The sequence below is a fragment of the Streptomyces sp. NPDC012466 genome, assembly GCF_042955215.1.
In the GTDB taxonomy this organism is placed as follows: domain Bacteria; phylum Actinomycetota; class Actinomycetes; order Streptomycetales; family Streptomycetaceae; genus Streptomyces.
In genome coordinates this window covers 154,089-176,534 of sequence record NZ_JBIBEQ010000007.1, presented here as the reverse complement: position 1 = coordinate 176,534, position 22,446 = coordinate 154,089, and the positions used below count along the sequence as shown (strand labels likewise).

The following is a 22,446-nucleotide window of genomic DNA, read 5'->3' as shown; positions in this document are numbered from 1 at the left end:
GCAGCCCCCGCCCGCCGGGCGAGCAGGGGCCCCACCGGCTCATCTCACCGGGCTACAGCTTCTCCACCGGCGCGTACCGCAGCAGCAGCCGCTTCGGCTTGGTGTCTCCGAAGTCGATCGTCGCCTCGGCGTTGCCGCCCGTGCCCTTGACCGCGACGACGGTCCCGAGCCCGAACTGGTCGTGTGTGACCCGGTCCCCGACCGCGAGCGACACCACCGGCTTCTCCGAGGTGCGTCGCGTGGCGAAACCGGAGGCGCCCGAGGCCGACGAGCGGGAGCGGGACGAGGACAGCGAGGCCGCCACCGCCGAGACCGGCCCGGAGGACGCCGGTCCGGTCGCACCCGTCCGCTTCCACTCCACGTACGGGGCGGGGATCTCCTCCAGGAACCGGGAGGGCGGGTTGTACGAGGGCTGGCCCCAGGCGCTGCGCAGCGTGGACCGTGTCAGATACAGCCGCTCGCGCGCACGGGTGATGCCGACGTAGGCCAGGCGCCGCTCCTCCTCCAGCTCCTTGGCCTGTCCGAGGGCGCGCATGTGCGGGAAGACGCCGTCCTCCATGCCGGTCAGGAAGACGACCGGGAACTCAAGGCCCTTGGCGGTGTGCAGGGTCATCAGGGTGATGACGCCGTCGCCGTCCTCCTCGTCGGGGATCTGGTCGGAGTCGGCGACCAGCGCGACCTGTTCGAGGAAGTCGGACAGGGTGCTCTGCTCCTCCTCGCCGCGCTCCTGCTCGAACTCCATGGCGACGGCGGCGAGTTCCTGGAGGTTCTCGATCCGGGTCTCGTCCTGCGGGTCGGTGGAGGCCTGGAGCTCGGCGAGGTATCCGGTGCGCTCCAGGACGGCCTCCAGCACCGTGGCCGGTCCGGCGCCGGACTCGACGATGGTGCGGAGGTCCTCCATCAGCGTGTTGAACCGCTTGACGGCGTTGGTGGAGCGCGCGGCCATGCCGTACGCCTCGTCGACGCGCTTGAGCGCCTGCGGGAAGCTGATCTTCTCCCGCTGGGAGAGGGCGTCGATCATCGCCTCGGCGCGGTCGCCGATGCCCCGCTTGGGGACGTTGAGGATCCGGCGCAGCGGCACCGAGTCCTCGGGGTTGGCCAGCACGCGCAAGTAGGCCAGGACGTCCCGGACCTCCTTGCGCTCGTAGAAGCGGACGCCGCCGACGACCTTGTAGGGCAGGCCGACGCGGATGAAGACCTCTTCGAAGACACGGGACTGGGCGTTGGTGCGGTAGAAGACGGCGACGTCGCCGGCCTTGGCCTCGCCGGCGTCCGTGAGGCGGTCTATCTCGTCGGCGACGAACTGGGCCTCGTCGTGCTCGGTGTCCGCGACGTAACCGGTGATCGTGGCGCCCGCGCCCGCGTTGGTCCACAGGTTCTTGGGGCGGCGGGACTCGTTGCGCTCGATGACCGCGTTGGCCGCGCTGAGGATGGTCTGCGTGGAGCGGTAGTTCTGCTCCAGGAGGATCGTCGTCGCGTCCGGGTAGTCCTCCTCGAACTGGAGGATGTTGCGGATCGTGGCGCCGCGGAAGGCGTAGATCGACTGGTCTGCGTCACCCACCACGCACAGCTCGGCCGGCGGCACGTCGTCCGGGCCGGGGGGCACGTCGACGGGGTGTTCCGAGGTGCCGACGAGTTCCCGGACGAGGGCGTACTGGGCGTGGTTGGTGTCCTGGTACTCGTCCACGAGCACGTGGCGGAAGCGTCGGCGGTAGTGCTCGGCGACGTCCGGGAAGGCGCGCAGCAGGTTGACCGTCGTCATGATCAGGTCGTCGAAGTCGAGGGCGTTCGCCTCGCGCAGCCGTGACTGGTACATGGTGTAGGCCTGGGCGAGGGTCTTCTCGAAGCCGTCGGTGGCCTGGGCGGCGAAGTCCTCCTCGTCGATCAGCTCGTTCTTCAGGTTGCTGATCTTGGCGCTGAAGGACTTCGGCGGGAAACGCTTGGGGTCGAGGTCCAGGTCGCGGCAGACCAGGGCCATCAGGCGCTTGGAGTCGGCGGCGTCGTAGATCGAGAAGGAGGACGTGAAGCCGAGCCTCTTGCTCTCGCGCCTGAGGATGCGCACGCACGCGCTGTGGAACGTCATGACCCACATGGCGTTCGCGCGCGGGCCGACGAGCTGCTCGACGCGCTCCTTCATCTCACCGGCGGCCTTGTTGGTGAAGGTGATCGCGAGGATCTGGCCGGGGTGCACGTCGCGCTCGGCGAGGAGGTGGGCGATGCGGTGCGTGAGCACGCGGGTCTTGCCGGAGCCGGCGCCGGCCACGATGAGCAGCGGGGAGCCGGAGTGGACGACGGCGGCGCGCTGGTTGTCGTTCAGCCCCTCCAGGAGGGTGGCGGTGTCCACCACCGGGCGGGGGGCGCCGTCCCGGTAGTAGGCGTCCCGGTCCGGGGGCACGTCGAACTTCCCGCCGAACAGATCGTCCGGAATCGACTCCGGTACGTGATCGTCCTCGGGTGGCGGCGGGGGCTCGTCCGCGGGGCCCCGCTGGGCCTGGAGGTTCGCCAGGAAGTTGTCGTCAAAGAGGCTGCTCATCGCTCTCCGAGTCTAGGGCGCCCCACTGACAGCCCGCCGCCGCCCTGGAAACATCGCCGCGCGCCCGGGCTCCCGCCGGCCACCCGGCGGCGCATTATCGCCCTGCATGACGGCGTGATCACAGGCTGCTACGACCCACCCAATTACGGATGATTCACGACCAAACTCCCTCGATCGGTCACCGTGTGCAACGTTCATGAGGAAGGTCACGAAAATGTATCGGGCATATCACCCATCAACCTTCACAGGGGCCACACGAATTGGCTACGGTGCGACCAGGCCGCATGACCCCCACCGGCGAACGTCGCCGGGCCGCGCGGCCTCCGCCGAGTCCGATGTGCCGCTACGGCAGCCGGAGCCGGGGACCCAACCGTGAACCTGGGGTGAATCGGCCCGACTCCCTGCGCGGAGAAGGCCGTAGGGCAACCCTTCCGAACCATCCGCCCGAACCCGACAGCTAACCCGGTAGGCGGAACGTGGAAGGAGTCGCCTCCCTTGGCGTCGCACCGCAAGTCGCGTCCTACGGGTACGCGCGTGGCAGGCATACGGACCCCCGCCCTCGCAACGGCGGCCCTCACCTCCGTGGCCCTGCTGTCCCAGTCGGCCAACGCCACCCCCGAGGCCGACGGCAAGCCCAGCCTGGAGGAAGTCGAGAAGAAGGTCGACGACCTGTACCGCCAGGCCGAGTCGGCGACCGACAAGTACAACGCGGCCAAGGAGAAGACCGCGAAGCAGCGCAAGCGCGTCGACACCCTCCTGGACGACGTGGCCCAGCGCACACAGAAGCTCAACGAGGCGCGCGATCAGCTCGGTTCCTACGCCTCCGCCCAGTACCGCACCGGTGTCGCCGCCCCGGACACGGCGACGTTCCTGCTCGCGGACACCCCGCAGGACTACTTCGACCAGGCCCAGCTGATGGACCGGATGACGGGCCGTCAGAAGGTCGCGGTCGACGACTACGTCACGCAGCAGTCCGAGACGATGAAGAAGCGTCAGGAGGCCACCGAGAGCCTGGAGACGCTCACCGAGTCGCAGGGCGATCTGAAGACGGCCAAGGCCACCGTCCAGCGCAAGCTCGCGGACGCGCGCGAGCTGATGTCGAGGCTGACCGCCGAGGAGAAGGCGCGGCTCGCGGCGATCGAGAGGGAGAAGCGGGAGGAGGCCGCCCGCAAGGCCGATGAGCTGGCCCGGCAGCAGGCCGCGCGGCAGAAGGCACAGGAAGAGGCTGCCCGGCAGCAGGAGAGCGGCTCGTCGGGGTCGTCGGGCACCGGTTCGTCCACCTCGACGGTCCCGGCCGACTCCTCGTACGCCACCAAGGCCGACAAGGCGCTCGCCTTCGCGCGCGCCCAGATCGGCAAGCCGTACGTGTGGGGCGCCGTCGGCCCCGGTTCCTACGACTGCTCCGGCCTCACCCAGGCCGCCTGGAAGGCCGCGGGCGTCGACCTGCCGCGCACCACCTACGACCAGGTCGACGCCGGCACCACGGTGCCGCTCTCCCAGGCCCAGCCCGGCGACCTGGTCTTCTTCTACGACGACGTCACCCACGTCGGGATCTACATCGGCAACGGCATGATGATCCACGCCCCGAAGCCCGGCACGTACGTGCGTGAGGAGTCGATCTACTACGACGGCGAGTCGGCCGTCCACAGCGTGGTGCGGCCGGCCTGAGAGGTCTCCTCGCGATTTTGAGGGGCACGCGCGCGTGCCCCTCTCGTCGCGCGTCCGACGCTCTCTAGCATCGGCACCATGTCCGGTCCCTCCCCGTTTGCCACCTGGTGGGCGACGTATGCGCTGGCGACCGGTGTCGTGTCGGCCGGTCTCGACTCGGCCGGGTACGAGGTCCTCTCCCGGATCACCCTGGCCCTGGCCTGTACGGCCTGGCTGGTGGCGGTTACGGGCCTCGCCCAGCGGGCCCACGGCGCGTGGCGGGCGGAGATGGCGGCGGCGCTCACCACCGTGGCGACGACCGCCGTGCTCGGCACCGGCTTCTCCGCGGCCGGCGTGCAGCCGCTCGCCGAGGCGCTGCTGGCACTCGCCATGCTGCTCTGGGCGGCGCTGCTCGGCGTGGAGGCGACAGGGCGGCGCGGGACGGTCTTCCTGCGCTGCGTGGCCACCCAGGGCCTCGCCGTGCTCGGCGCCACGCTCGCCGCCGCGGACGCGGTGGCCTGGCTCGCCCACGCGGCCCTGGTCCTGTTCTGGCTGGGGCTCGCTCTCTACTGTCTTGCCCTGTTCCGCTTCCAGCCCCGGCAGGTGGAGGAGGGGCGCGGCGACCACTGGCTCGCGGCCGGCGCCCTCGCCCTCTCCTCACTGGCCGGGGCGAAGCTCCTCGGCGCCGACAGCGCACGCCTGTATCTGTGGAACGAGGAGAACACCGACACCCTGCGCACGACGACCGTCACACTGCTCGTGCTCGCCCTGATCGCGTGCGTCGCCCTGTTCCTCGCCGAGCTCTTCTGGCCCCGGCGCCACTACGACGTGCGGCGCTGGTCGACGGTGTTCGCGGCGGTCGTGACGGCGGCGGCCACCCTGGCCGTCGCCGCCGCCCTGGACGTGACCTGGCTCGGCGTCGCCGGAGAGGCGCTGCTGTGGGTCGCGGTGGCCGCCTGGCTCGGGTGCACCGCCTGGGCGCTCGCCTCGGCCCGCGCCCGGCGCTCCCGGGTCAGGTCCAGAGCACGGCGATGAAGATGTTCGCCGTGGTCAGCAGACCGACCAGGCCGAAGAGGCCCTTGTCCACCTTCTCGTCGTCCCGCTTCACGTAGACCAGGCCGAGGATCACGATCAGCAGGGCCAGCTTCACGCCGATCTTGACGTTGTTCACGGACTGGTCGTCGGCCTGGTTGAGGCCCACCAGGATCACACCGGTGACCAGCATCGTCAGCGCGCCGTGCAGCATCGCGGGGGTGTAGCGTGCCGTGCCCTCGCCCATCGCCTTCATCTGGGTCAGGAAGCCGCCCAGGAGCGAGGCGATGCCGATGATGTGGAGGCCGACGAAGAGGTGGATGAGTACGTCCATGGGGCCGGAGCCTAATCAGGGGCTCGGAGGCCGCCCGACACCGGGCCACTGATGCATATATGCGCCCTATAGCACCCGATCAGGGTCACTCGCCCGCGATTCGACGCATCGGTCATCACGCTGAGTGAAGCAGACGGGGTCGGGGCGGGACCACGGTCGCATACGGTCACCGTCGGTCCTCTCGAAACACTTCCGCACACCTGCCACCGGCCCGCCGCGACGACGCTTAGCGTCCTCCACCAGGTGCCCGGCTCCCCACCGCCGCCCGGGCCAGGGGCGGCAGTCGGACACCACCGCCGAGAAGTCCGGCGGCGGTCCGCTCCCCCTGTGCGGGCCGTCGCCGGACGCGCAGGCCGCCCGTCCGCTCCCCCCGGCGGCCGCACGCACCCACCGGCGGTCGAGGAAAGGACGTGGCCTCCAGGTGGCAGCGCACCGCAAGCCCCGACAGCGCGCAATGGGTGGCGGCAAGGCCCGAACGGCCGCCACGATCGCCCTCGCGGGCGCGGCGACGGCGACGGGCTTCGACGGGACCGGACACGCCGACCCACAGCTCACCCCCGGTCAGGTCAAGGCCGAGGTGGACAAGCTGTACCGGCAGGCGGAGGTCGCCACCGAGAAGTACAACGGCGCGAAGGAGAAGGCCGAAGCGGCCGGGCAGCGGCTGAAGGACCTCCAGGACCAGGCGGCGCGCAAGGAGGAACGGCTCAACTCGTCACGTGAAGCCCTCGGGTCGGTCGCCGCCGCGCAGTACCGCGCCGGCGGTCTCGACCCCGCGATGCAGCTCGCCCTGTCCGACGACCCCGACCGGTACCTGGAGAACGCCGAGTTCGTCGAGCGGGCCGGCAACCGGCAGCACGCCGCCGTCGCCGGCGTGCGCAAGCAGCTCCGGGAGATCGAGCAGCTGCGCGGGGCCGCCCACATCGAGCTGACCTCCTTGAGGTCGCGGCAGACGGAGCTGAAGCGGCACAAGAAGACGATCACGGGCAAGCTGGGCTCCGCCCGGCAGCTGCTGTCCCGGCTCACCCCGCAGGAACGTTCCCGGCTCGGTGTTTCGCCGGAGCGGGCCTCACGCTCGACGGGCGCGCGGGACACCCTGGCGGCCCCCGGCTCCACCCCGCCCCAGGCGCCCGGCTCCCGCGCGTCCGCCGCCGTCTCCTACGCCTACCAGAAGCTCGGCAGCCCCTACGTGTGGGGCGCCACCGGCCCGAACGCCTTCGACTGCTCGGGCCTGGTCCAGGCCGCGTACCGCGCCGCGGGCGTCTCCCTGCCCCGCACGACGTACTCCCAGATCGCCGCCGGCCGCCGCGTCTCCCGCTCCGAACTCCTCCCGGGCGACCTGGTCTTCTTCTACGCCGGCATCAGCCACGTGGGCATCTACGTGGGCAACGGGCGGATGATCCACGCGCCGAACCCCTCGGCGCCGGTACGCCTCGCCCCGCTCGACGAGATGCCGTACGCGGGGGCGACGCGGGTGGTGTGAGGGCCGGCGTCAGACCAGCCGGCGGGCCGTCGCCCACCGGGTCAGCTCATGCCGGTTGGACAGCTGGAGCTTGCGCAGCACCGCCGAGACGTGCGACTCGACCGTCTTCACGGAGATGTACAGCTGCTTGGCGATCTCCTTGTACGCGTATCCCCGGGCGATGAGCCGCAGCACCTCGCGCTCGCGCTGGGTGAGGCGGTCCAGGTCCTCGTCGACCGGCGGGGCGTCCGTGGAGGCGAAGGCGTCCAGGACGAACCCGGCGAGGCGCGGGGAGAAGACGGCGTCGCCCTCCTGGACGCGGAAGATCGAGTCGACGAGGTCGGTGCCGGTGATCGTCTTGGTGACGTATCCCCGGGCCCCGCCGCGGATCACGCCGATCACGTCCTCCGCCGCGTCCGACACGGACAGCGCGAGGAAACGGACCGGCTGCTCGGTGTCGCCCATCAACGGGGCGCAGCGCCGCAGCACTTCGACGCCGCCCCCGCCGGGCAGGTGCACGTCGAGGAGGACCACCTCGGGCCGGGTCGCGGTGATGACCGTGACGGCCTGGTCGACGTCCGCTGCCTCGCCGACGACCTCGACACCGGTCTGCTCGGTCTGCCCGATCTCGGCCTGGACCCCCGTGCGGAACATGCGGTGGTCGTCCACCAGGACCACGCGCACGTGACGCCCGGGGCCGCCGCCCGCCTCCGCCGATCCCGCCGTGCCGTTCGTCTCGGTCGGGTCGCTCATGACGTCTTCTCCGCCCTCTCCATCTCCAGCTCGACCTCCGTGCCGCCGTCCGGCACCGCGCGCAGCCGCGCCGTACCGCCGTGGCGCTCCATGCGGCCGATGATCGATTCTCTGACACCCATCCGGTCGGCGGGTATCGAGTCGAGGTCGAAGCCGGGGCCGCGATCCCGGACGGACACGAACACCGTCCTCCCCTCGACCTCGGCGAAGACCTGTACGGCGCCGCCCTCGCCACCGTACTTGGCGGCGTTCACCATTGCTTCCCTCGCGGCCTGCATCTGTGCGCCGGTTCTCTCGTCGAGCGGGCAGTCGCCCACGACCACGACCTCGATGGGCACACCGTGCTTGTCCTCCACCTCGGCCGCGTTGCGCCGCACGGCGTCGGCGAGGGTGGTGGGTTCGTCGGCCTCGTCCTTGCCGGTGCCCTCGGGCTTGTAGAGCCAGGTGCGCAGGTCGCGCTCCTGGGCACGCGCCAGCCGGCGCACCTCGTTCGCGTTCTCCGCGTTGCGCTGGATCAGGGTGAGCGTGTGCAGCACCGAGTCGTGCACATGGGCGGCGACCTCCGCGCGCTCCTGGGCACGGATGCGCATCAGGCGCTCCTCGGAGAGGTCCTGCGTCATGCGGACGAGATACGGGCCCGCGAGAAGCGTGATCCCGACGAGGACCGCGAGGGCCGCCTGCAGGACGGAGCCGAGGTGGGCGGCGGAGCCCTGGAGGACGAAGATGCCGGAGACGCCGGCCGTGACCAGCAACACGCCGCCTACCGAGCGCAGCAGCGTCACCGTGCGCCGACGGCGGCCGACCTCGGCCCAGCGGGCCCGGCGGGCGTTGTCCGCCTGCCGCCAGACCAGGGCGACGCCCGCGCCGACGAGCACCATCGGCCACAGATACGCCCTGGCTCCGCCGCTGAGGTTCACGTTGCCCACGAAGACCATGGCGACCACGACCATGAGGAGCAGGGCCACGATCTGGCCCTTGTCGGGCCTGCGCGCGACCAGTCTGCGGCGGCCGTCGGGCGAGGTCTCCGCGGCCACGGGCGACGGCGGCTTCTGCGCCTCGACACCGCCGACGCCGAGCGGCACGAAGAACCAGAACGCGGCGTACAGGAGAGCGCCGAGGCCGTCGGCCATGAAAAGGCCGACGAAGACGAGCCGGACCCAGATCACGGGCAGCCCGAGGTGCCCGGCGAGCCCTCGCGCCACACCCCCCAGCCAGCGTCCGTCGCTGCTGCGGTAGAGCTTGCGCGGCGGCCGCGGTTCGGCGAGTGGCGCTGCTGCGGCTTCCGACATGCCATTGATGGTCACATGCGCGGAAGGCCGGAGCATCAGGGTCGACCCCTAGGGCTCCCTGATCTGCCCGGGGCCGCCCCCGGGACGCTTCCCGAGCCGCCTCTCAGGGCCGATATCAGGGTCCGGCCAGGGTCGTTACGGCTCCCGCCCGGGCGCCGCGCCCGTCACCATGGACCCATGACCGATCACGAGCACGCCGCGACGGGTCCGGGGCCCGGCTCCGGCCCGCGTCCCGCTGCGGGCGCCGGGCCGCAGGATGCCGCGCCCGCCGCGGGCTCCGCGCCCGGGCGCGCGGACGCGGGAGAGCGGGGAGGAGCACCCGGCACGGCCGCCCCGGCCGAGGAGGCCGTGCCGGCCGGTCCGCCGCACGCCTTCCGCCGCGACCGCCGTCACAAGACCCTGGCCGGCGTCTGCGCCGGGCTCGGACGGCAGTGCGACATGGACCCGGTGATCTTCCGCATCACCCTTGCCGTGCTCTCCGCCACCGGCGGCATCGGCCTGATCTTCTACGGTTTCGCCTGGCTCTTCGTCCCGTACGACGACGAGGAGAACGAGGTCCGCAAACTGCTCACCGGCCGCGTCGACGGCCAGGCCCTGGCGGCCGTGCTGTTCGCGCTGGTGGGCTGCGGGGTGTTCCTGACCATGCTGAACAACGGCGGGGTGCTGACCTTCGCCGTCGTGCTCTCCCTCATCCTCGCGGGCGCCGGATACTGGTCGCGCCAGCGCGGCGTCCCCAGCCCCGATCCCATCGCCGCCCAGGCCGTCGCCGACGCCCCACCGGAGCCCCAGGCGCCGCCGGTGTTCCTCACCGCCCCCTCCTGGTGGCGTGACCCGATCGTCAAGGACGGCACCCACATCGGCGGCACGGGCTATCTGTGGGGGCCCCGGGACACCCACGACCTGGACGTCGCCGCGGCCGTCGACATCAGCCTCGGCACCCGGCCCGGCGCGCGCGAGGACATACCCGCCCCGCGCCCCCGGCCGCCCCGTGCGCACGGCCCCCGCTGGATCGGCGGCTGGGTCTTCCTGCTGGCCCTGCTCGCGGGAGCCCTGGGCACCAGCCGCACCTGGGACGGGCACCCGCTCGGCACCAGCCTCCAGACGGGGCTGGCCTGCGCGCTCGCCGTCCTGGGCCTGGGCATAGCCGTCAGCGCCTTCCTGGGCCGGACCGGTGCCGGTTCGCTCTTCCTGGCGATCGTCACGGCCGGACTGCTCGTCGGCGCGGCGGCCCTGCCCAAGGACATCGACACCCACTGGACGCGCACCACCTGGCAGCCCGCCACGGCGGCGGACGTACGGCAGCGCTACGAACTGGGCACGGGCGTCGGCACCCTGGACCTGAGCGGGCTGGACGTGACCGGGAAGCAGACGGTGACGACGCGGGCGGAGGTCGGCATGGGCCGGATCAGGGTGCTCGTCCCGCAGGACGTGACCGTGCGGCTGAACGTCGAGGTGGGCATCGGCGACCTCCAGCTGCCGGGCGACGACCCGAAGGACGTGGACGTGCAGCCGGGCCGCCACAAGGAGATCACCTTCTCCCCCGCCGAGGGTGCCGAGAAGTCCGGCACCATCGACCTGGACCTCCGGGTCGGTATGGGACAGGCGGAGGTGACCCGTGCTACGTCATGAATTCCGGCCCGGAAAGCTGATCGCCGGCGCCGTCCTGATCCTGGTGGGCGTCCTCTACGCGGGTGACGCGGGCGGCGCCTGGGAGACCCCCTGGTTCGTGGCGATCCCCCTCGTCGCGGGCGGGCTGTGCCTGGCGGGCGCGGTGGCGCTCCTGACCGGCCTCGTACGGCGCCGCCGGGGAGGCCGTTCGGGCGCCGACCCGGCGTGACGGTGAGCGGGCCCGCTACCGGTAGCCGCCGCCGCGCTGCCGTCGTCGCGTCCGCAGCGCGGCGTCGACGGACAGCAGGGGCGCGCCCGCCAGGATCAGCGGGGTCCAGGCCATGAGGTAGGCGAGGTCGTTGCCGTAGTAGTACGGGTCGGAGGCCCAGCTCACGGTCAGCCACAGGCTGAGGGAGATCAGCGCGCCGCCGAGCGCGGCCGGCCGGGCGAGCAGTCCGAGCAGGGTGCAGAGGCCGACGGCCAGTTCACCGAAGGCGATGGCGTAGCCGAATCCGACCGGGCTCTTGAGGGAGAGGTCGACCAGGGCGGGAATGGCGGAGGAGTCCCGTACGGCACGCATCATGTCGCCGATCGATCCGGCGCCGGAGTCCCTCATGAACGCGCTGTCGGTGAGTTTGTCCAGTCCGGCGTAGATGAAGGTGACGCCGAGGAAGAGGCGCAGGGGCAGCAGGGCGTAGCGGGTCGCGTTGTCCCGCCAGCCTCCTCCCTCGCCGAAGTGCGGGGTGTGCGTGTCCGTTCGCATACCGTGAGTCATCGCTGGTGGCCGCCTCTCGCCCGCCGGTGCCGAGCCCCCTCGACAGACCATACGTACGACGAACGAACCGCGCTCAGCCCCGGGCGAACGGTTTTCCGGCGCGCCGGTGGTGTCGCGCCGGTGGTGCGGGGCGCTCAGGGGCGCCCCCACTCACTCGGTGACGTCGACCGCGTACCGGTTCGTCTCCACGCCGGCCGCCGTGACCACCTGCACCTCCACCCTCCCCGGTTCCACATCCGCCGGCACCGGGACCGTCAGCCGGGTGTCCGTGGGGTTGCGGAATCCGCCGGGCACCGGCACCAGCGGCACGTGGACATGGACGGCGCCCACGCGCACGACCATCCGGGCCAGCCGGTCGGCCCCCTGTGCACCCGGCGGCACGAACCCGGCGCCCCGGATCTCGATGTCGTCCCCGGTGCGGATCGGCCCGTCCAGGTCACCCGCCTCCCGGGCCCGGACCACGGAGAGGATGACCGGCCGGCCGCCCTCCGCGTACTTGCCGGCCAGATACGTCGCCGCCGACACCAGCATCACCAGCGCCAGGCCCCACGGCAGATCGGGCAGCTGCTCCGGCCGCCTGGCCAGCCGTACCGCGGCGAAGACCAGGGCGACACCGCTGATCACGACGTACTGGATGTCGGCGAAGGTGCCCCGCCCCGCGTCGTCGGTCAGCAGGTCGGCGGCCCGGGGCCGGTCGGCGCGTACCTTCTGCAGCCGTTGCCCCAGCACCCGCAGTCCCACCACCCGCCGCACCAGCACGGCGATCCCGCACACCACGGCGAGCACGGTCACGACCCCGGCACCCCGGGCGAGGTCCAGCCCGGAGATCAGCGCGTCCCGCTCCCGGTGGCGGGAGGCGGCGGCCAGCCGCCCCGCGAGGACGAGGACCGCGTAGGCCACGAAGAGCACCCAGGCCGCGGCGACCGTACGGGACGTGGAGAGCCGGTTGTCCTCACCGATCAGGGGCGCCAGCACCCCGCCCTTGGCGCGGTGGAACCACGAAGCGGCCATCAGCGACACGGCCGTCACCAGTGCCGCGGCCAGTCCGGCCGTACGCGCCGCCGTCCAGCCCGTCCCGACCGCCGTGAGGGCCTGCCCGAGGAGCAGCAGCACCACGGCCGCCCCCACCACACCCGAAGTGCGCCGCCACAGGCCCGCCAGCCAGGCCTGCCCCTCGGCCCGCCCCCGTTCGGCAACGTGCTCGGCGGACTGCGCCAGTTCCTCGGAGACCCACTGGCGGGACGCCGACGCGGAGTGGGCCACCGCGGCCGGCAGCCCCTGCCCGGCCGCGAACTCGTCCCGCCGGCGCAGGAACGCGGCGACGGCCCGCCGGTGTCCCTCGCGCGCACCGTGCGGGCAGTCCCCACAGGCGCACCCGCCTCCGTGGTCGCCCCCGGAGCCACCCGGGTGCCCGCCGGTCCGACCGGCGGCGTAGCCACCCGAGTACCCCTCGGCATGGGCACCCGCCCGCGCACCCGCGTAACCGCCCGCGTCCGCGCCGCCCTGTCCCGCCTCCCGCACCGCCACGCCCGACGCCCGCCCTTCCCGCGACCCAACCACCGCCGGCCTTCCGGACCCCGGAAACACCGCTGTACAACTCCCCTGCGCCGACAGCGAATTGTGCCCTACACCAGCCGGTTCGCGTCCGACCGGTCTGGTCAACACGGGTGAACTTCGGCGTGCCGTGTTGACCCGGCTGGGAGAATTCCCCTATGGCCGAGATCATCCAGCGTGACGGGACCTGGGCCTTCGACGGCGACACGATCCGGATCACGCCCGGCCTGCACCGCTCGGTGCCGCTGTTCCGGCAGACGTACGGCGAGATCGCCGTGCCGCTCACGGCGGTCTCGGGCGTCGCCCTGGAACCCGAACGCAAGCGAGGACGGCTGCGGTTGCGGCTGCGCGAGGGCGCCGACCCCCTGCTCCAGGCGACGGGCGGGCGGTTGCCGGACACGGCCGATCCCTACCGGCTGACGGTGGAGGCCGACCGGACGGGGGTCGCGGAGTACCTCGCCGAGGAGATCCGCCGCGCGCTGCTCCTGGAGCGGATTCCGAAGGAGCCGGCGACGGCCTACCTGCTGCCCGGCCCGCCGGTTCCGGTGTCGGTGCGCACCTCGGACGGGACGGTCTCCTTCGACGGCGCCCGCGTCCGGATCGACTGGGCCGACACCTCCGAAAGGGTCAAACGCGCCACCGGCCCCCGGATCATCACCATGGGCGACCTCGTCCAGGTCGAGTGGCTGCCGAACACCGGCCACGAGGACGGTTCCCTGCGCTTCGTGACCCGCGAGACGGTGTTCTCGAAACTGCCGCCGGAGAAGGACCCGTACGCCCTGGACCTGTGGGGCAGCGCCCGCCGCGATCTGCTCACTGCGCTCGTCGCCACGGCGGTCACCGCCCGGCTGCCGCACCCGTCCACGCGCATCGCGGCCAAGGACGAGCCCCCCTCCCGCGCCCACGTGCCGCCCTCCGCCGCGGACCACCACGACGTACTGCTGCGCCGGCTGCGCGAGCTGGGCCGGCTGCACCGCGACGGCGTCCTCACCGACGAGGAGTTCGCGAGGACGAAGGCAGCGGTGCTGCGGGGCTTCTGAGGGCCCCTAGCTCAGCAGACCCGGCTCGCTGCGGCTGACGTCCTCCCACATCGGCTGGTAGTTGATCCACGCCACCAGGTCGCCGCCCAGCTGCTCCCGTGTCGCCACCGCCATCCGGTGGTCGATCCGGACCGGACGCCCGGCCGCCTGCGCCGTCAGCTGCACCTGGCAGGAGCGCTCCATGGACACGAACCACCAGGCCGCCGCGTCCACCGAGTCGCCGACGGTCAGCAGCCCGTGGTTGCGCAGCACGAGCGCCTTGCGGGAGCCGAGCACGGCCGCGATGCGCCGCCCCTCCTCGGCGTCGACGGAGACGCCCGTGTACGTGTCGTAGAGGGCGTGATCCTCGTAGAAGGCGCAGCTCTCCTGGGTGATCGGCTCCAGCAGCTCGCCCAGGGCCGCGAGCGCCCGGCCGTGCACGGAGTGGCAGTGGGCGACGGCGACCACGTCGGGCCGGGCGGCGTGGACCTGGGCGTGCACGGTGAAGGCCGCCTGGTTGACGTGGTAGCCACCCTCGACGACCTGGCCGTCCTGGTTGGCGAGCACGAGGTCGCTCACGGTGACGTGCCGGAAGGGCATTCCGAACGGGTTGACCCAGAAGCAGTCGGTGAACTCCGGGTCGCGGGCGGTGATGTGCCCGGAGACACCGTCCTCGAAGCCGAGCCGCCCGAAGATCCTCAGGGCGCCCGCGAGCCGCTCCTTGCGGTGCCGGCGCTCGTCCTCGGCCGACTCGTGCATCGGCGGCATGGCGAACCGCAGCCGGTCGGTGGGCAGCGGCAGGGGCGGAGTGGGCCCGTGCATAGGTCCTCCAGCGCTGGTGCGTACGGGCGGAAGTTACCGTCCGTGAGGCCGGGAAGAACAGAAGCGATTCGTGAAGATGACACGAGCGCCCCTGCGAGCACCCTGTGCCCATGCGTGTGCCCCGGGCTCCCCAATCCCACGAATAGCCGACAGAAGATGTCGGATTTCGGCGCGACACTCTCCCCATGACAGCGAACTGGGCGGCTTTCGCCACCGCCGAACCGGATCTGGCCGGCACCGTCGAGAAGCGTTTCGGCGCCTTCACCCACCACATCCTCGCCACCCTCCGTAAGGACGGTTCGCCCCGCACCAGCGGTCTGGAGGTGCGGTTCCTGGGCGGCGAGCTGTGGCTGGGCATGATGCCGGGCTCGCTCAAGGCCCTCGACCTGCGCCGCGACCCGCGCTTCGCACTCCAGGCGAACCCCGGGGAGGGCACGGGCATGGGCGGCGGCGACGTCCGGATCAGCGGCCGGGCGATCGAGGTCGACGATGTGGAGACCAAGGCCGGATACGTCGAAGAGGTGGAACCGCCGGAGCCGTTCCACCTCTTCCGCACCGAGCTGACGGAGGTCGTTCGGACCTACGTCGAGGACGACACGTACCTCGTCGTCCAGGTCTGGACGCCCGGCGCGCCCCTGCGCACGATCAAGCGCACGTAGGGCTCGGGGATCACTCCCACTCGATCGTGCCCGGCGGCTTCGAGGTCACGTCGAGGACGACCCGGTTGACGTCCTTGACCTCGTTGGTGATCCGCGTGGAGATCCGGGCGAGGACCTCGTAGGGCAGGCGCGACCAGTCGGCCGTCATGGCGTCCTCGGACGAGACGGGGCGCAGCACGATGGGGTGGCCGTAGGTGCGGCCGTCGCCCTGGACGCCGACGCTGCGGACGTCGGCGAGCAGGACCACCGGGCACTGCCAGATGTCGCGGTCGAGGCCGGCCGCCGTCAGCTCCTCGCGGGCGATGGCGTCGGCTTCGCGCAGCAGGTCCAGGCGCTCCTTGGTGACCTCGCCGACGATGCGGATGCCGAGGCCCGGGCCGGGGAACGGCTGGCGCTGGACGATCTCCTCCGGCAGGCCGAGCTCCTGGCCCACCATGCGGACCTCGTCCTTGAAGAGCTTGCGCAGCGGCTCGATCAGCTTGAACTCGAGGTCCTCGGGCAGGCCGCCCACGTTGTGGTGGGACTTGATGTTGGCCGTGCCGGTGCCGCCGCCGGACTCGACGACGTCCGGGTAGAGCGTGCCCTGGACCAGGAACTCCACGGCCGGGCCCTCGTCGGCGATGATCTCGGCCTGGGCCTGCTCGAAGACCCGGATGAACTCGCGGCCGATGATCTTCCGCTTCTCCTCGGGGTCGGAGACCCCGGCCAGCGCCTTGAGGAACCGCTCCTCCGCGTCCACGACCTTCAGCTGCACGCCGGTCGCCGCGACGAAGTCCTTCTCGACCTGCTCGGTCTCGCCCTTGCGCATCAGGCCGTGGTCGACGTACACGCAGGTCAGCTGGGAGCCGATGGCCTTCTGGACGAGGGCCGCGGCGACCGCGGAGTCCACGCCGCCGGACAGGCCGCAGATGGCGCGCTTGTCACCGACCTGCTCGCGGATCGCGGCGACCTGCTCCTCGATCACGTTGCCCGTGGTCCAGGACGGGGTCAGGCCCGCGCCCCGGTAGAGGAAGTGCTCCAGCACCTGCTGCCCGTGCGTGGAGTGCATCACCTCGGGGTGGTACTGAACGCCGTAGAGCTTCTTCTCGTCGTTCTCGAAGGCGGCGACCGGCACGACGTCCGTGGAGGCCGTGACGGAGAAGCCCTCGGGGGCGGCGGAGCAGGCGTCGCCGTGCGACATCCAGACGGCCTGCTCGGCCGGGGTGCCCTCGAAGAGGGTGGAGGACACCTTGGAGACGTGCAGGTCGGTGCGGCCGTACTCACGGGCGCCGGTGTTGTCGACGGTGCCGCCGAGGGTCCGCGCCATCAGCTGGAAGCCGTAGCACATGCCGAAGACGGGAACGTCGGCCTCGAAGATCGCGCGGTCCAGGCTGGGGGCGCCCTCTTCGTAGACCGACGAGGGGCCGCCGGAGAGGATGATCGCCGCGGGGTTCTTGGCGAGCATCTCCTGGACCGGCATGGTGCTCGGCACGATCTCGCTGTAGACCCGCGCCTCGCGGACACGACGGGCGATGAGCTGGGCGTACTGCGCACCGAAGTCGACGACCAGGACGGTGTCGGCGGCGTTGGCAGCGGGAGTCGCTGATGACACGGGGTGCCTTCCGGCGGTGGGGCGGGGGTCCTTGTGCCACCCGATTCTACCGGGGGGCCGTGCGGCTGTTTCCGTGTGCCGGGCAGCCGCCCCGTCTCAGGATGCGAACCGGCTTGGACGCCTCCCCGACGCGGTGCATACTTGCCCCCATGTTCAAGCACCAGACGTTCGTCTTTACCTATGGCATCCGGCCCGCCGGACGCCATGGTCGTGCTGCTTGAGCTACTGACAAGCGACTTCCCAGGCGCCCCGGGCCGACAAGGCCCGGGGCGCCTGCCGTCGTCCGGGCCCTGTCGCCCCGGGGCAGCCCCTGACCACCAGGAGCCCCCTATGACCGCCATCGACGTGACCGGCGCCCGTACCTCCGAGGCCGCCGGCGTGATCACCGGGGCGCGCGAGCGGATCGACGCCCTCGACGACCGGATCATCGGCCTGATCCAGGAACGGGTGGCCGTCTCCGCCGTCATCCAGGAGGCGCGGATCGCCTCCGGCGGCCGGCGTGTGAACCTCTCCCGTGAGATGGACGTCCTCGGCCACTACAGGGAGGCGCTGGGCAAGCCGGGCACCGCGCTCGCGATGACCCTGCTGGAGCTGTGCCGCGGCAAGATCTGAAGCCGCCCCGCGGCCGGGACCGGTGTTCCCGGGACAGACGTGCGCATCCCTCTCACCCGTACGGCGCGTGACCGCCCGGGCACGACCTCGTTGGTCTCGGTGTCCGTGCCAGCCAGGGGCGGGCCCGAGAGAACCACGCGTGGCTCACTGGGGCGATGAGACGCACGGATCGTGCCGTGCGTCGTGGGACCTCGCTCCAGGGATGTGACCGGACGGCAGGGGACAGCAGCCCGGTCACCCAAGAGACCGGTGGGCCCCGGGGACGCCCGGGGCCCACCGGCGGACCTTGCATAAATGCACAAGTCTGGGTTCAAACGGTTGCGGGCGCCGCGTTCATCCAGCACGATGCGTACACAGCCCAAGTCCCCCCGCGGGCACCCGCATTGCCGCACTTCCAAAGGCACAGACCAGCGGCGCTACCCCCCGGCGCCGCTTCCAGGCACCGGCGCTGCCCTGACGTCGGTGCTGACGAGAAGAAGGGCCCCGCGGCTCCACCCCGCGGGGCCCTTCGCTCTGCTCAGGTGCGGGTCAGCGTGCCGCAGTCGTCGCCGTCGCCGTGGTCGATCTCCTTGCTGCGGTCGTACGGGTCCGTGGCCGGGCCGCTCGGGGCCGGGCCGGCGGACCTGCTCGACGGGAACTCCGGGTGCAGGTAGCCGTCGTAGACGAAGCAGGAGGAGTTGCCGATCTCCTGGTCGTAGTTCAGCAGGAGGATCCGGCCCGGCGTGACCTGGTACCGGGCGGGGTCGGCGAGTTCGACGTCGAGGACCCGCCGCACGATGGTCCGGGTGACCTCGGGAGGGCCGTCCGCTCGCACGACGGGGTAGACGAAGGTGTAGTCGGCGCGCACCGCCACACCCCCGTGCGATCCCTTCTTGAACGTCATGCGGCCGCGGGTCTTGATCACGTCGCCGGCGGGCCGCACCTCGTCGGGGTCGAAGCGGCTGAACAGGGTGACCGGGTCGTGCTCCTTGCTCGGGGAGCGCAGTCCGGTGTCGAGGTCACCGAGGAGTCCGGGCTGCTTGGGGTCGAGCACAAGCAGCGCGGCCCCGGGGCGAGCCCCGCGGAGCGTCTTCGGGTCGAGGTTGGCCCCCACCAGCAGCTTCTTCGTCAGCTTGAGCGCCTCTTCCACCCGGTCCTCGGAGACCGGGCCGACGGCCCTGGCCTCGGGCAGGACGATGCCGGCTTCGCCGTCGGCCCAGCGCTCGGCCGGGGAGCCGGCGAACGGCCGGTCCAGCGTGGGGGTTTCGGGGTCCGACGCACCCGGGGCGGCGGAGGGTGGCGCCGTCTCGTCGGGCAGCGGTGAGGCCTCCGAGGCCTGGGACTCCCCGGTGCCGAAGGGGTCGCCGGGCAGCAGCGACGGCTTCAGGGCGACCAGGGCCACGGCCGCCGCGACGGGCACGCCGAGGACGGCCCACAGCTTGCGGCGCCGGGCCGCACGGCCGTTCACCACGGCGGGACCCGTGCGCCACCCGGGAGGCAGCTCGCCCCGGGCGTCCTGCTCGCGCAGCCGCTCGCTCACCATGCGCGCCCGCGCGGACGGCTCCTTCGGGGCGGAGGAACGGATGTCCCGCTCGGTGTCGCGGGTGAACTGCTCCCAGACGTCGTCGGGGATCTCCGAGTCCGACGGCTGATCGTCGGACGGCTTCTCAGGCACAAAGTCAAGATCTAAGCGAGCGGAAAGCGCCTTCACAAGAAGGTCCTGTGTGTGACTCAGCCCACATAAGAATTCTGTGAATGCCAGCACAACCATTCACAGGTTTCACGGATCAAACCTGCAGAACCAAGGGCCACTCCCGCGCCCCACACGCGGAGGCCTCCCCCAACGTTCGTACCGCATCACGCGGTACGCCGGACTTTCCGAGGTCTTCATGAAGCTTCGCCGCGCCATGGCAGCAGCGGCCGCTACGGCGGTCATAGCCCCGGTGGCACTGCTCGCGGCACCGGCCGCGTACGCGACCGACGACACCACGCCCACGCCGAGCGCGTCCGTGAGCGAGTCCGCTCCCGAGACGTCGCCGGCTCCCAGCACCTCCGCGAGCGAGTCCGCTCCCGAGACGTCGCCGGCTCCGAGCACCTCCGTGAGCGCGTCCGCTCCCGAGACGTCCAGCTCGCCGAGCGCGTCCGCGAGCGAGTCCTCCCCGGCGCCGAGCGCCTCCGAGCCCGAGGAGTCGGAGTCCCCTGACCCCGAGCCCTCCGTGTGCGAGGACACCAAGGTCGACGTCAGCATCTCCGGTCTGCCCGGCAAGATCGCGGCGGGCAGCGGCTGGCACAAGTTCTCGCTGAACGTGTTGAACAACTCCGACTCCACGCTGAACGACCTCGACTTCTTCGCCGGGGCCTCCCCCGACAAGAACGGCGAGGAGCTGTTCACCAGCAAGCAGGTCCAGCTCCAGGCCTGGGACCCCCAGGACAAGATCTGGGTCGACCTCAACGAGGGCGGTTACGCGGTCGGTTACGTCGGCTACACCGACGAGCTGAAGCCCGACTACGAGGTGAACATCCCGCTGCGCCTCAACGTCAGCAAGTCCGCCCCGGTCGGCGCCGGCTTCTCGCTCGGCGCGACGATCTACGGCGACAACGACGCCGAGTGCACCGGCTTCGGTGACGTGTCGTACAAGTTCCAGATCGTCTCCTCGGGTACGGACACCGGCGGCACCAAGCCGCAGGAGGGCGGCAAGGCGCCCGTCACCGACGAGAAGCCGAGCGGCAACACGCCGGAGGTCACCGGCAGCCTCGCCGAGACCGGCTCCAGCTCCGCCCTGCCGATGATCAGCCTCGTCGGCGGTGCCGCGGTCGTCGCCGGTGCCGGCGCGATCTTCGTGGTGCGTCGCCGCAAGGCCGGCGTGCAGGCGTAAGCCATGGCGGCCGTCAGGCCGCCGCACCAAGCAGAAGAGGGACCTGCGCTCGGAGGGGGGCGCAGGTCCCTCTTCTGTGCCGTCTTCTCCGCGACGGCCGCGGCTACTTCTTCGGCGGTACGGCCGGCATGCCGAGGAACGGCAGCCGCAGCGCGCCGAACGCCTCCGCCGGGACCGCCGGGGACTTCGGCTCGACCGGCTGAAGACGCTCGTAGGCCGCGCCCTGCTGCGGACGCGGGTCGGGCTCGCCCTTGTTGGGCCAGTACGACATCGCCCGCTCGGCCTGGGCGGTGATGGTGAGGGACGGGTTGACGCCCAGGTTGGCGGAGACCGCCGCGCCGTCGACGACCGAGATGCCGGGGTGGCCGTAGAGGCGGTGATAGGGGTCGATCACGCCGGTCTCGCGGGAGTCGCCGATGGGACAGCCGCCCAGGAAGTGGGCCGTGAGCGGGGTGCCCATCAGCTCACCGACGTTGGAGCCGGCGAAGCCGTTGATCTCGGCGGCCAGTGCCGACGCGCTCTCCGTCGCCGCCTTGATCTGCTTGGGGTTCGGGGCTCCGTGTCCCTGCCGGGCGGTGAGCAGGCCGCGGCCCAGGCCCGACGGTTTCACGTACGTCGTCAGGGAGTTGTCCAGCGACTGCATCACCAGGCCGATGATGGTCCGCTCCGACCAGCGGCGGTTGGACAGGGAGCGCAGCACCAGCAAGGGGTGCCTGGCCGCGTGGGCGAGGAAGCCCAGGACCCGCGAGGCGCCCGAGTTCCCGCCGGCGTAGGGGACCTGAAGGATGGACAGGCTGCCCATCGAATTGGAGCCCTTGCCGTAGCGGACCGGCTCGATGTGGGTGCTGGCGTCGGGGTGGATCGAGGACGTGATGGCCACGCCCCGGGTGAAGTCGGCCTTCGGGGCGCCGTGCGCCTTGCGGTAGCGCCGGTCGTCGGTCTGGGCGCCGACCAGGGCCTCGGAGTTGGTGCGGGTCAGCTCGCCCAGCCGGTCCGAGAGATGCGGCAGCTGGCCGCCCGCCTTCATGCGGTGCAGCAGCGTCTGGGTGCCGTAGGTGCCGGCGGCGAGGACGACCCGGCGGGCCGTGTAGGTGCGGCCCTTCTTCCTGCCGCGGTCGTCGGTGGGCAGGGTGGCGACGGCGTAGCCGCCGCGCGAGTCGTCGGTGACCGACACGACCGTCGTCATGGGGTGGACGACCGCTCCGGCCTTCTCGGCGAGGTGCAGGTAGTTCTCGTTGAGGGTGTTCTTCGCGCCGTGGCGGCAGCCGGTCATGCACTCGCCGCACTCCGCGCAGGCCTTGCGGGCCGGGCCCACCCCGCCGAAGTACGGGTCGGGCACTTCCTGGCCCGGCTTTGCCTTCACCGTGCCGTCGGCGTCCCTGCCGTCGCCGAAGAAGACGCCGACGGGCGCGAGGTGGAAGGTGTCTTTGCAGCCCATCCGCTCCGCGGCGGCCTTCAGATGCACGTCGGAGGGGGTCATGGTCGGATTGGTCCGGACGCCCAGCATGCGCCGGGCCTGGTCGTAGTACGGCGCCAGCTCGTCCTGCCAGTCGGTGATGTCACGCCACTGGGGGTCCTCGAAGAACGGCTTCGGGGGGACGTAGAGGGTGTTGGCGTAGTTGAGGGAGCCGCCGCCGACGCCCGCGCCCGCCAGGACCATGACGTTGCCCAGCAGGTGGATGCGCTGGATGCCGTACATGCCGAGCTTCGGGGCCCAGAGGTAGTTCTTGAGGTCCCAGGAGTTCTTGGGCAGGGTCTCGCGGGTGAAGCGGCGGCCTGCTTCCAGGACGCCCACGCGATAGCCCTTCTCCGTGAGGCGCAGGGCGGTCACCGAGCCGCCGAAGCCGGAACCCACGACGATGACGTCGTAGTCGTAAGCGTCCTGAGGCACGTGCCGTCTCCCC

Annotated in this window: 19 protein-coding genes and 1 riboswitch; of the genes, 9 read left to right on the top strand and 10 right to left on the bottom strand. The window is 71.7% G+C overall.

Translation table 11 applies throughout. The annotated features are described in order from the left end of the window. Positions 1 to 52 precede the first annotated feature (52 nt). On the bottom strand, positions 53 to 2,533 hold the full coding sequence (gene pcrA / locus ACFY9E_RS25670) for a DNA helicase PcrA (protein ID WP_390987837.1): 2,481 nt from the start codon (positions 2,531 to 2,533) through the stop codon (positions 53 to 55). A gap of 314 nt (positions 2,534 to 2,847) precedes the next feature. Further along, positions 2,848 to 3,021, top strand: a riboswitch (cyclic di-AMP (ydaO/yuaA leader). A 7-nt stretch (positions 3,022 to 3,028) separates the two neighbouring features. Between pcrA and ACFY9E_RS25665 the strand changes: the two genes are divergently transcribed. Beyond that, positions 3,029 to 4,201, top strand: a complete 1,173-nt coding sequence (locus ACFY9E_RS25665; RefSeq protein ID WP_390987835.1) for an NlpC/P60 family protein — start codon at positions 3,029 to 3,031, stop codon at positions 4,199 to 4,201. Positions 4,202 to 4,279: 78 nt separating this feature from the next. Then, positions 4,280 to 5,215 carry a hypothetical protein gene (locus ACFY9E_RS25660; protein ID WP_390987834.1) on the top strand — a complete coding sequence of 312 codons (936 nt, stop codon included), beginning with the start codon at positions 4,280 to 4,282 and terminating at the stop codon, positions 5,213 to 5,215. On the opposite strand, the gene ACFY9E_RS25655 is transcribed toward ACFY9E_RS25660, so the two are convergent. Beyond that, positions 5,193 to 5,546: a hypothetical protein gene (locus ACFY9E_RS25655; protein WP_390987832.1), complete on the bottom strand. Its 354-nt coding sequence runs from the start codon at positions 5,544 to 5,546 to the stop codon at positions 5,193 to 5,195. The genes ACFY9E_RS25660 and ACFY9E_RS25655 overlap by 23 nt on opposite strands. A 421-nt stretch (positions 5,547 to 5,967) precedes the next feature. Here ACFY9E_RS25655 and ACFY9E_RS25650 point away from each other — a divergent pair, with 421 nt between their 5' ends. Continuing rightward, a complete protein-coding gene (locus ACFY9E_RS25650) occupies positions 5,968 to 7,026 on the top strand; it encodes an NlpC/P60 family protein (RefSeq protein ID WP_390987830.1) in 1,059 nt (352 codons plus the stop codon). A 9-nt stretch (positions 7,027 to 7,035) separates the two neighbouring features. Here ACFY9E_RS25650 and ACFY9E_RS25645 read toward each other — a convergent pair whose 3' ends face one another. Both ACFY9E_RS25645 and ACFY9E_RS25640 read right to left on the bottom strand, forming a co-directional pair. After that, positions 7,036 to 7,758 (bottom strand): LuxR C-terminal-related transcriptional regulator, encoded by a 723-nt coding sequence (locus ACFY9E_RS25645; RefSeq protein ID WP_390987828.1) that lies wholly within the window; start codon positions 7,756 to 7,758, stop codon positions 7,036 to 7,038. Continuing rightward, the gene (locus tag ACFY9E_RS25640) at positions 7,755 to 9,047 is read right to left on the bottom strand and encodes a PspC domain-containing protein (RefSeq protein WP_390987826.1); all 1,293 of its coding nucleotides are present in this window, start codon (positions 9,045 to 9,047) and stop codon (positions 7,755 to 7,757) included. The genes ACFY9E_RS25645 and ACFY9E_RS25640 overlap by 4 nt, the downstream gene beginning before the upstream one ends. Before the next feature lie 177 nt (positions 9,048 to 9,224). On the opposite strand from ACFY9E_RS25640, the gene ACFY9E_RS25635 reads away from it, so the two are divergent. Both ACFY9E_RS25635 and ACFY9E_RS25630 read left to right on the top strand, forming a co-directional pair. Next, positions 9,225 to 10,676: a PspC domain-containing protein gene (locus tag ACFY9E_RS25635; protein ID WP_390987825.1), complete on the top strand. Its 1,452-nt coding sequence runs from the start codon at positions 9,225 to 9,227 to the stop codon at positions 10,674 to 10,676. Beyond that, positions 10,663 to 10,884, top strand: coding sequence for a hypothetical protein (locus ACFY9E_RS25630; RefSeq protein ID WP_390987824.1), 222 nt, complete (start codon positions 10,663 to 10,665; stop codon positions 10,882 to 10,884). The genes ACFY9E_RS25635 and ACFY9E_RS25630 overlap by 14 nt, the downstream gene beginning before the upstream one ends. Before the next feature lie 15 nt (positions 10,885 to 10,899). Here the strand turns inward: ACFY9E_RS25630 and ACFY9E_RS25625 are convergent, their stop codons facing one another. Together ACFY9E_RS25625 and ACFY9E_RS25620 are read right to left on the bottom strand one after the other, a co-directional pair. After that, a complete protein-coding gene (locus ACFY9E_RS25625; protein ID WP_390987822.1) occupies positions 10,900 to 11,430 on the bottom strand; it encodes a DoxX family membrane protein in 531 nt (176 codons plus the stop codon). Between the two features lie 150 nt (positions 11,431 to 11,580). Beyond that, positions 11,581 to 12,957, bottom strand: coding sequence for a hypothetical protein (locus ACFY9E_RS25620; RefSeq protein WP_390987820.1), 1,377 nt, complete (start codon positions 12,955 to 12,957; stop codon positions 11,581 to 11,583). 185 nt (positions 12,958 to 13,142) lie between these two features. On the opposite strand from ACFY9E_RS25620, the gene ACFY9E_RS25615 reads away from it, so the two are divergent. Next, a complete protein-coding gene (locus tag ACFY9E_RS25615) occupies positions 13,143 to 14,024 on the top strand; it encodes a DUF4429 domain-containing protein (protein WP_390987818.1) in 882 nt (293 codons plus the stop codon). A 6-nt stretch (positions 14,025 to 14,030) separates the two neighbouring features. Here the strand turns inward: ACFY9E_RS25615 and ACFY9E_RS25610 are convergent, their stop codons facing one another. After that, positions 14,031 to 14,825 carry a class II aldolase/adducin family protein gene (locus ACFY9E_RS25610; protein ID WP_390987816.1) on the bottom strand — a complete coding sequence of 265 codons (795 nt, stop codon included), beginning with the start codon at positions 14,823 to 14,825 and terminating at the stop codon, positions 14,031 to 14,033. 185 nt (positions 14,826 to 15,010) lie between these two features. Between ACFY9E_RS25610 and ACFY9E_RS25605 the strand changes: the two genes are divergently transcribed. After that, positions 15,011 to 15,484 carry a pyridoxamine 5'-phosphate oxidase family protein gene (locus ACFY9E_RS25605; RefSeq protein ID WP_390987815.1) on the top strand — a complete coding sequence of 158 codons (474 nt, stop codon included), beginning with the start codon at positions 15,011 to 15,013 and terminating at the stop codon, positions 15,482 to 15,484. A gap of 10 nt (positions 15,485 to 15,494) precedes the next feature. Here the strand turns inward: ACFY9E_RS25605 and guaA are convergent, their stop codons facing one another. Further along, positions 15,495 to 17,075 carry a glutamine-hydrolyzing GMP synthase gene (gene guaA / locus ACFY9E_RS25600; protein ID WP_390987813.1) on the bottom strand — a complete coding sequence of 527 codons (1,581 nt, stop codon included), beginning with the start codon at positions 17,073 to 17,075 and terminating at the stop codon, positions 15,495 to 15,497. Between the two features lie 180 nt (positions 17,076 to 17,255). Between guaA and ACFY9E_RS25595 the strand changes: the two genes are divergently transcribed. Next, entirely contained in the window at positions 17,256 to 17,687 is a 432-nt protein-coding gene (locus tag ACFY9E_RS25595; protein WP_390987811.1) for a chorismate mutase, read from the top strand. Positions 17,688 to 18,204: 517 nt separating this feature from the next. On the opposite strand, the gene ACFY9E_RS25590 is transcribed toward ACFY9E_RS25595, so the two are convergent. Then, complete coding sequence (locus tag ACFY9E_RS25590) at positions 18,205 to 19,341, bottom strand: hypothetical protein (protein ID WP_390987810.1); 1,137 nt, start codon at positions 19,339 to 19,341, stop codon at positions 18,205 to 18,207. A 214-nt stretch (positions 19,342 to 19,555) separates the two neighbouring features. On the opposite strand from ACFY9E_RS25590, the gene ACFY9E_RS25585 reads away from it, so the two are divergent. After that, entirely contained in the window at positions 19,556 to 20,542 is a 987-nt protein-coding gene (locus ACFY9E_RS25585) for an LAETG motif-containing sortase-dependent surface protein (RefSeq protein WP_390987808.1), read from the top strand. 103 nt (positions 20,543 to 20,645) lie between these two features. Here the strand turns inward: ACFY9E_RS25585 and ACFY9E_RS25580 are convergent, their stop codons facing one another. Further along, positions 20,646 to 22,433, bottom strand: coding sequence for a GMC family oxidoreductase N-terminal domain-containing protein (locus ACFY9E_RS25580; RefSeq protein WP_390987807.1), 1,788 nt, complete (start codon positions 22,431 to 22,433; stop codon positions 20,646 to 20,648). Positions 22,434 to 22,446 lie beyond the last annotated feature (13 nt).

Bases quoted from the DNA above. Each gene is read 5' to 3' on its own strand.
- ACFY9E_RS25655 (WP_390987832.1), bottom strand. From the start codon at position 5,546: ATGGACGTACTCATCCACCTCTTCGTCGGCCTCCACATCATCGGCATC.
- ACFY9E_RS25660 (WP_390987834.1), top strand. From the start codon at position 4,280: ATGTCCGGTCCCTCCCCGTTTGCCACCTGGTGGGCGACGTATGCGCTG.
- ACFY9E_RS25610 (WP_390987816.1), bottom strand. From the start codon at position 14,825: ATGCACGGGCCCACTCCGCCCCTGCCGCTGCCCACCGACCGGCTGCGG.
- ACFY9E_RS25595 (WP_390987811.1), top strand. From the start codon at position 17,256: ATGGCATCCGGCCCGCCGGACGCCATGGTCGTGCTGCTTGAGCTACTG.
- ACFY9E_RS25605 (WP_390987815.1), top strand. From the start codon at position 15,011: ATGACAGCGAACTGGGCGGCTTTCGCCACCGCCGAACCGGATCTGGCC.
- ACFY9E_RS25625 (WP_390987822.1), bottom strand. From the start codon at position 11,430: ATGACTCACGGTATGCGAACGGACACGCACACCCCGCACTTCGGCGAG.
- pcrA (WP_390987837.1), bottom strand. From the start codon at position 2,533: ATGAGCAGCCTCTTTGACGACAACTTCCTGGCGAACCTCCAGGCCCAG.
- ACFY9E_RS25635 (WP_390987825.1), top strand. From the start codon at position 9,225: ATGACCGATCACGAGCACGCCGCGACGGGTCCGGGGCCCGGCTCCGGC.
- ACFY9E_RS25585 (WP_390987808.1), top strand. From the start codon at position 19,556: ATGAAGCTTCGCCGCGCCATGGCAGCAGCGGCCGCTACGGCGGTCATA.
- ACFY9E_RS25615 (WP_390987818.1), top strand. From the start codon at position 13,143: ATGGCCGAGATCATCCAGCGTGACGGGACCTGGGCCTTCGACGGCGAC.
- ACFY9E_RS25645 (WP_390987828.1), bottom strand. From the start codon at position 7,758: ATGAGCGACCCGACCGAGACGAACGGCACGGCGGGATCGGCGGAGGCG.
- ACFY9E_RS25640 (WP_390987826.1), bottom strand. From the start codon at position 9,047: ATGTCGGAAGCCGCAGCAGCGCCACTCGCCGAACCGCGGCCGCCGCGC.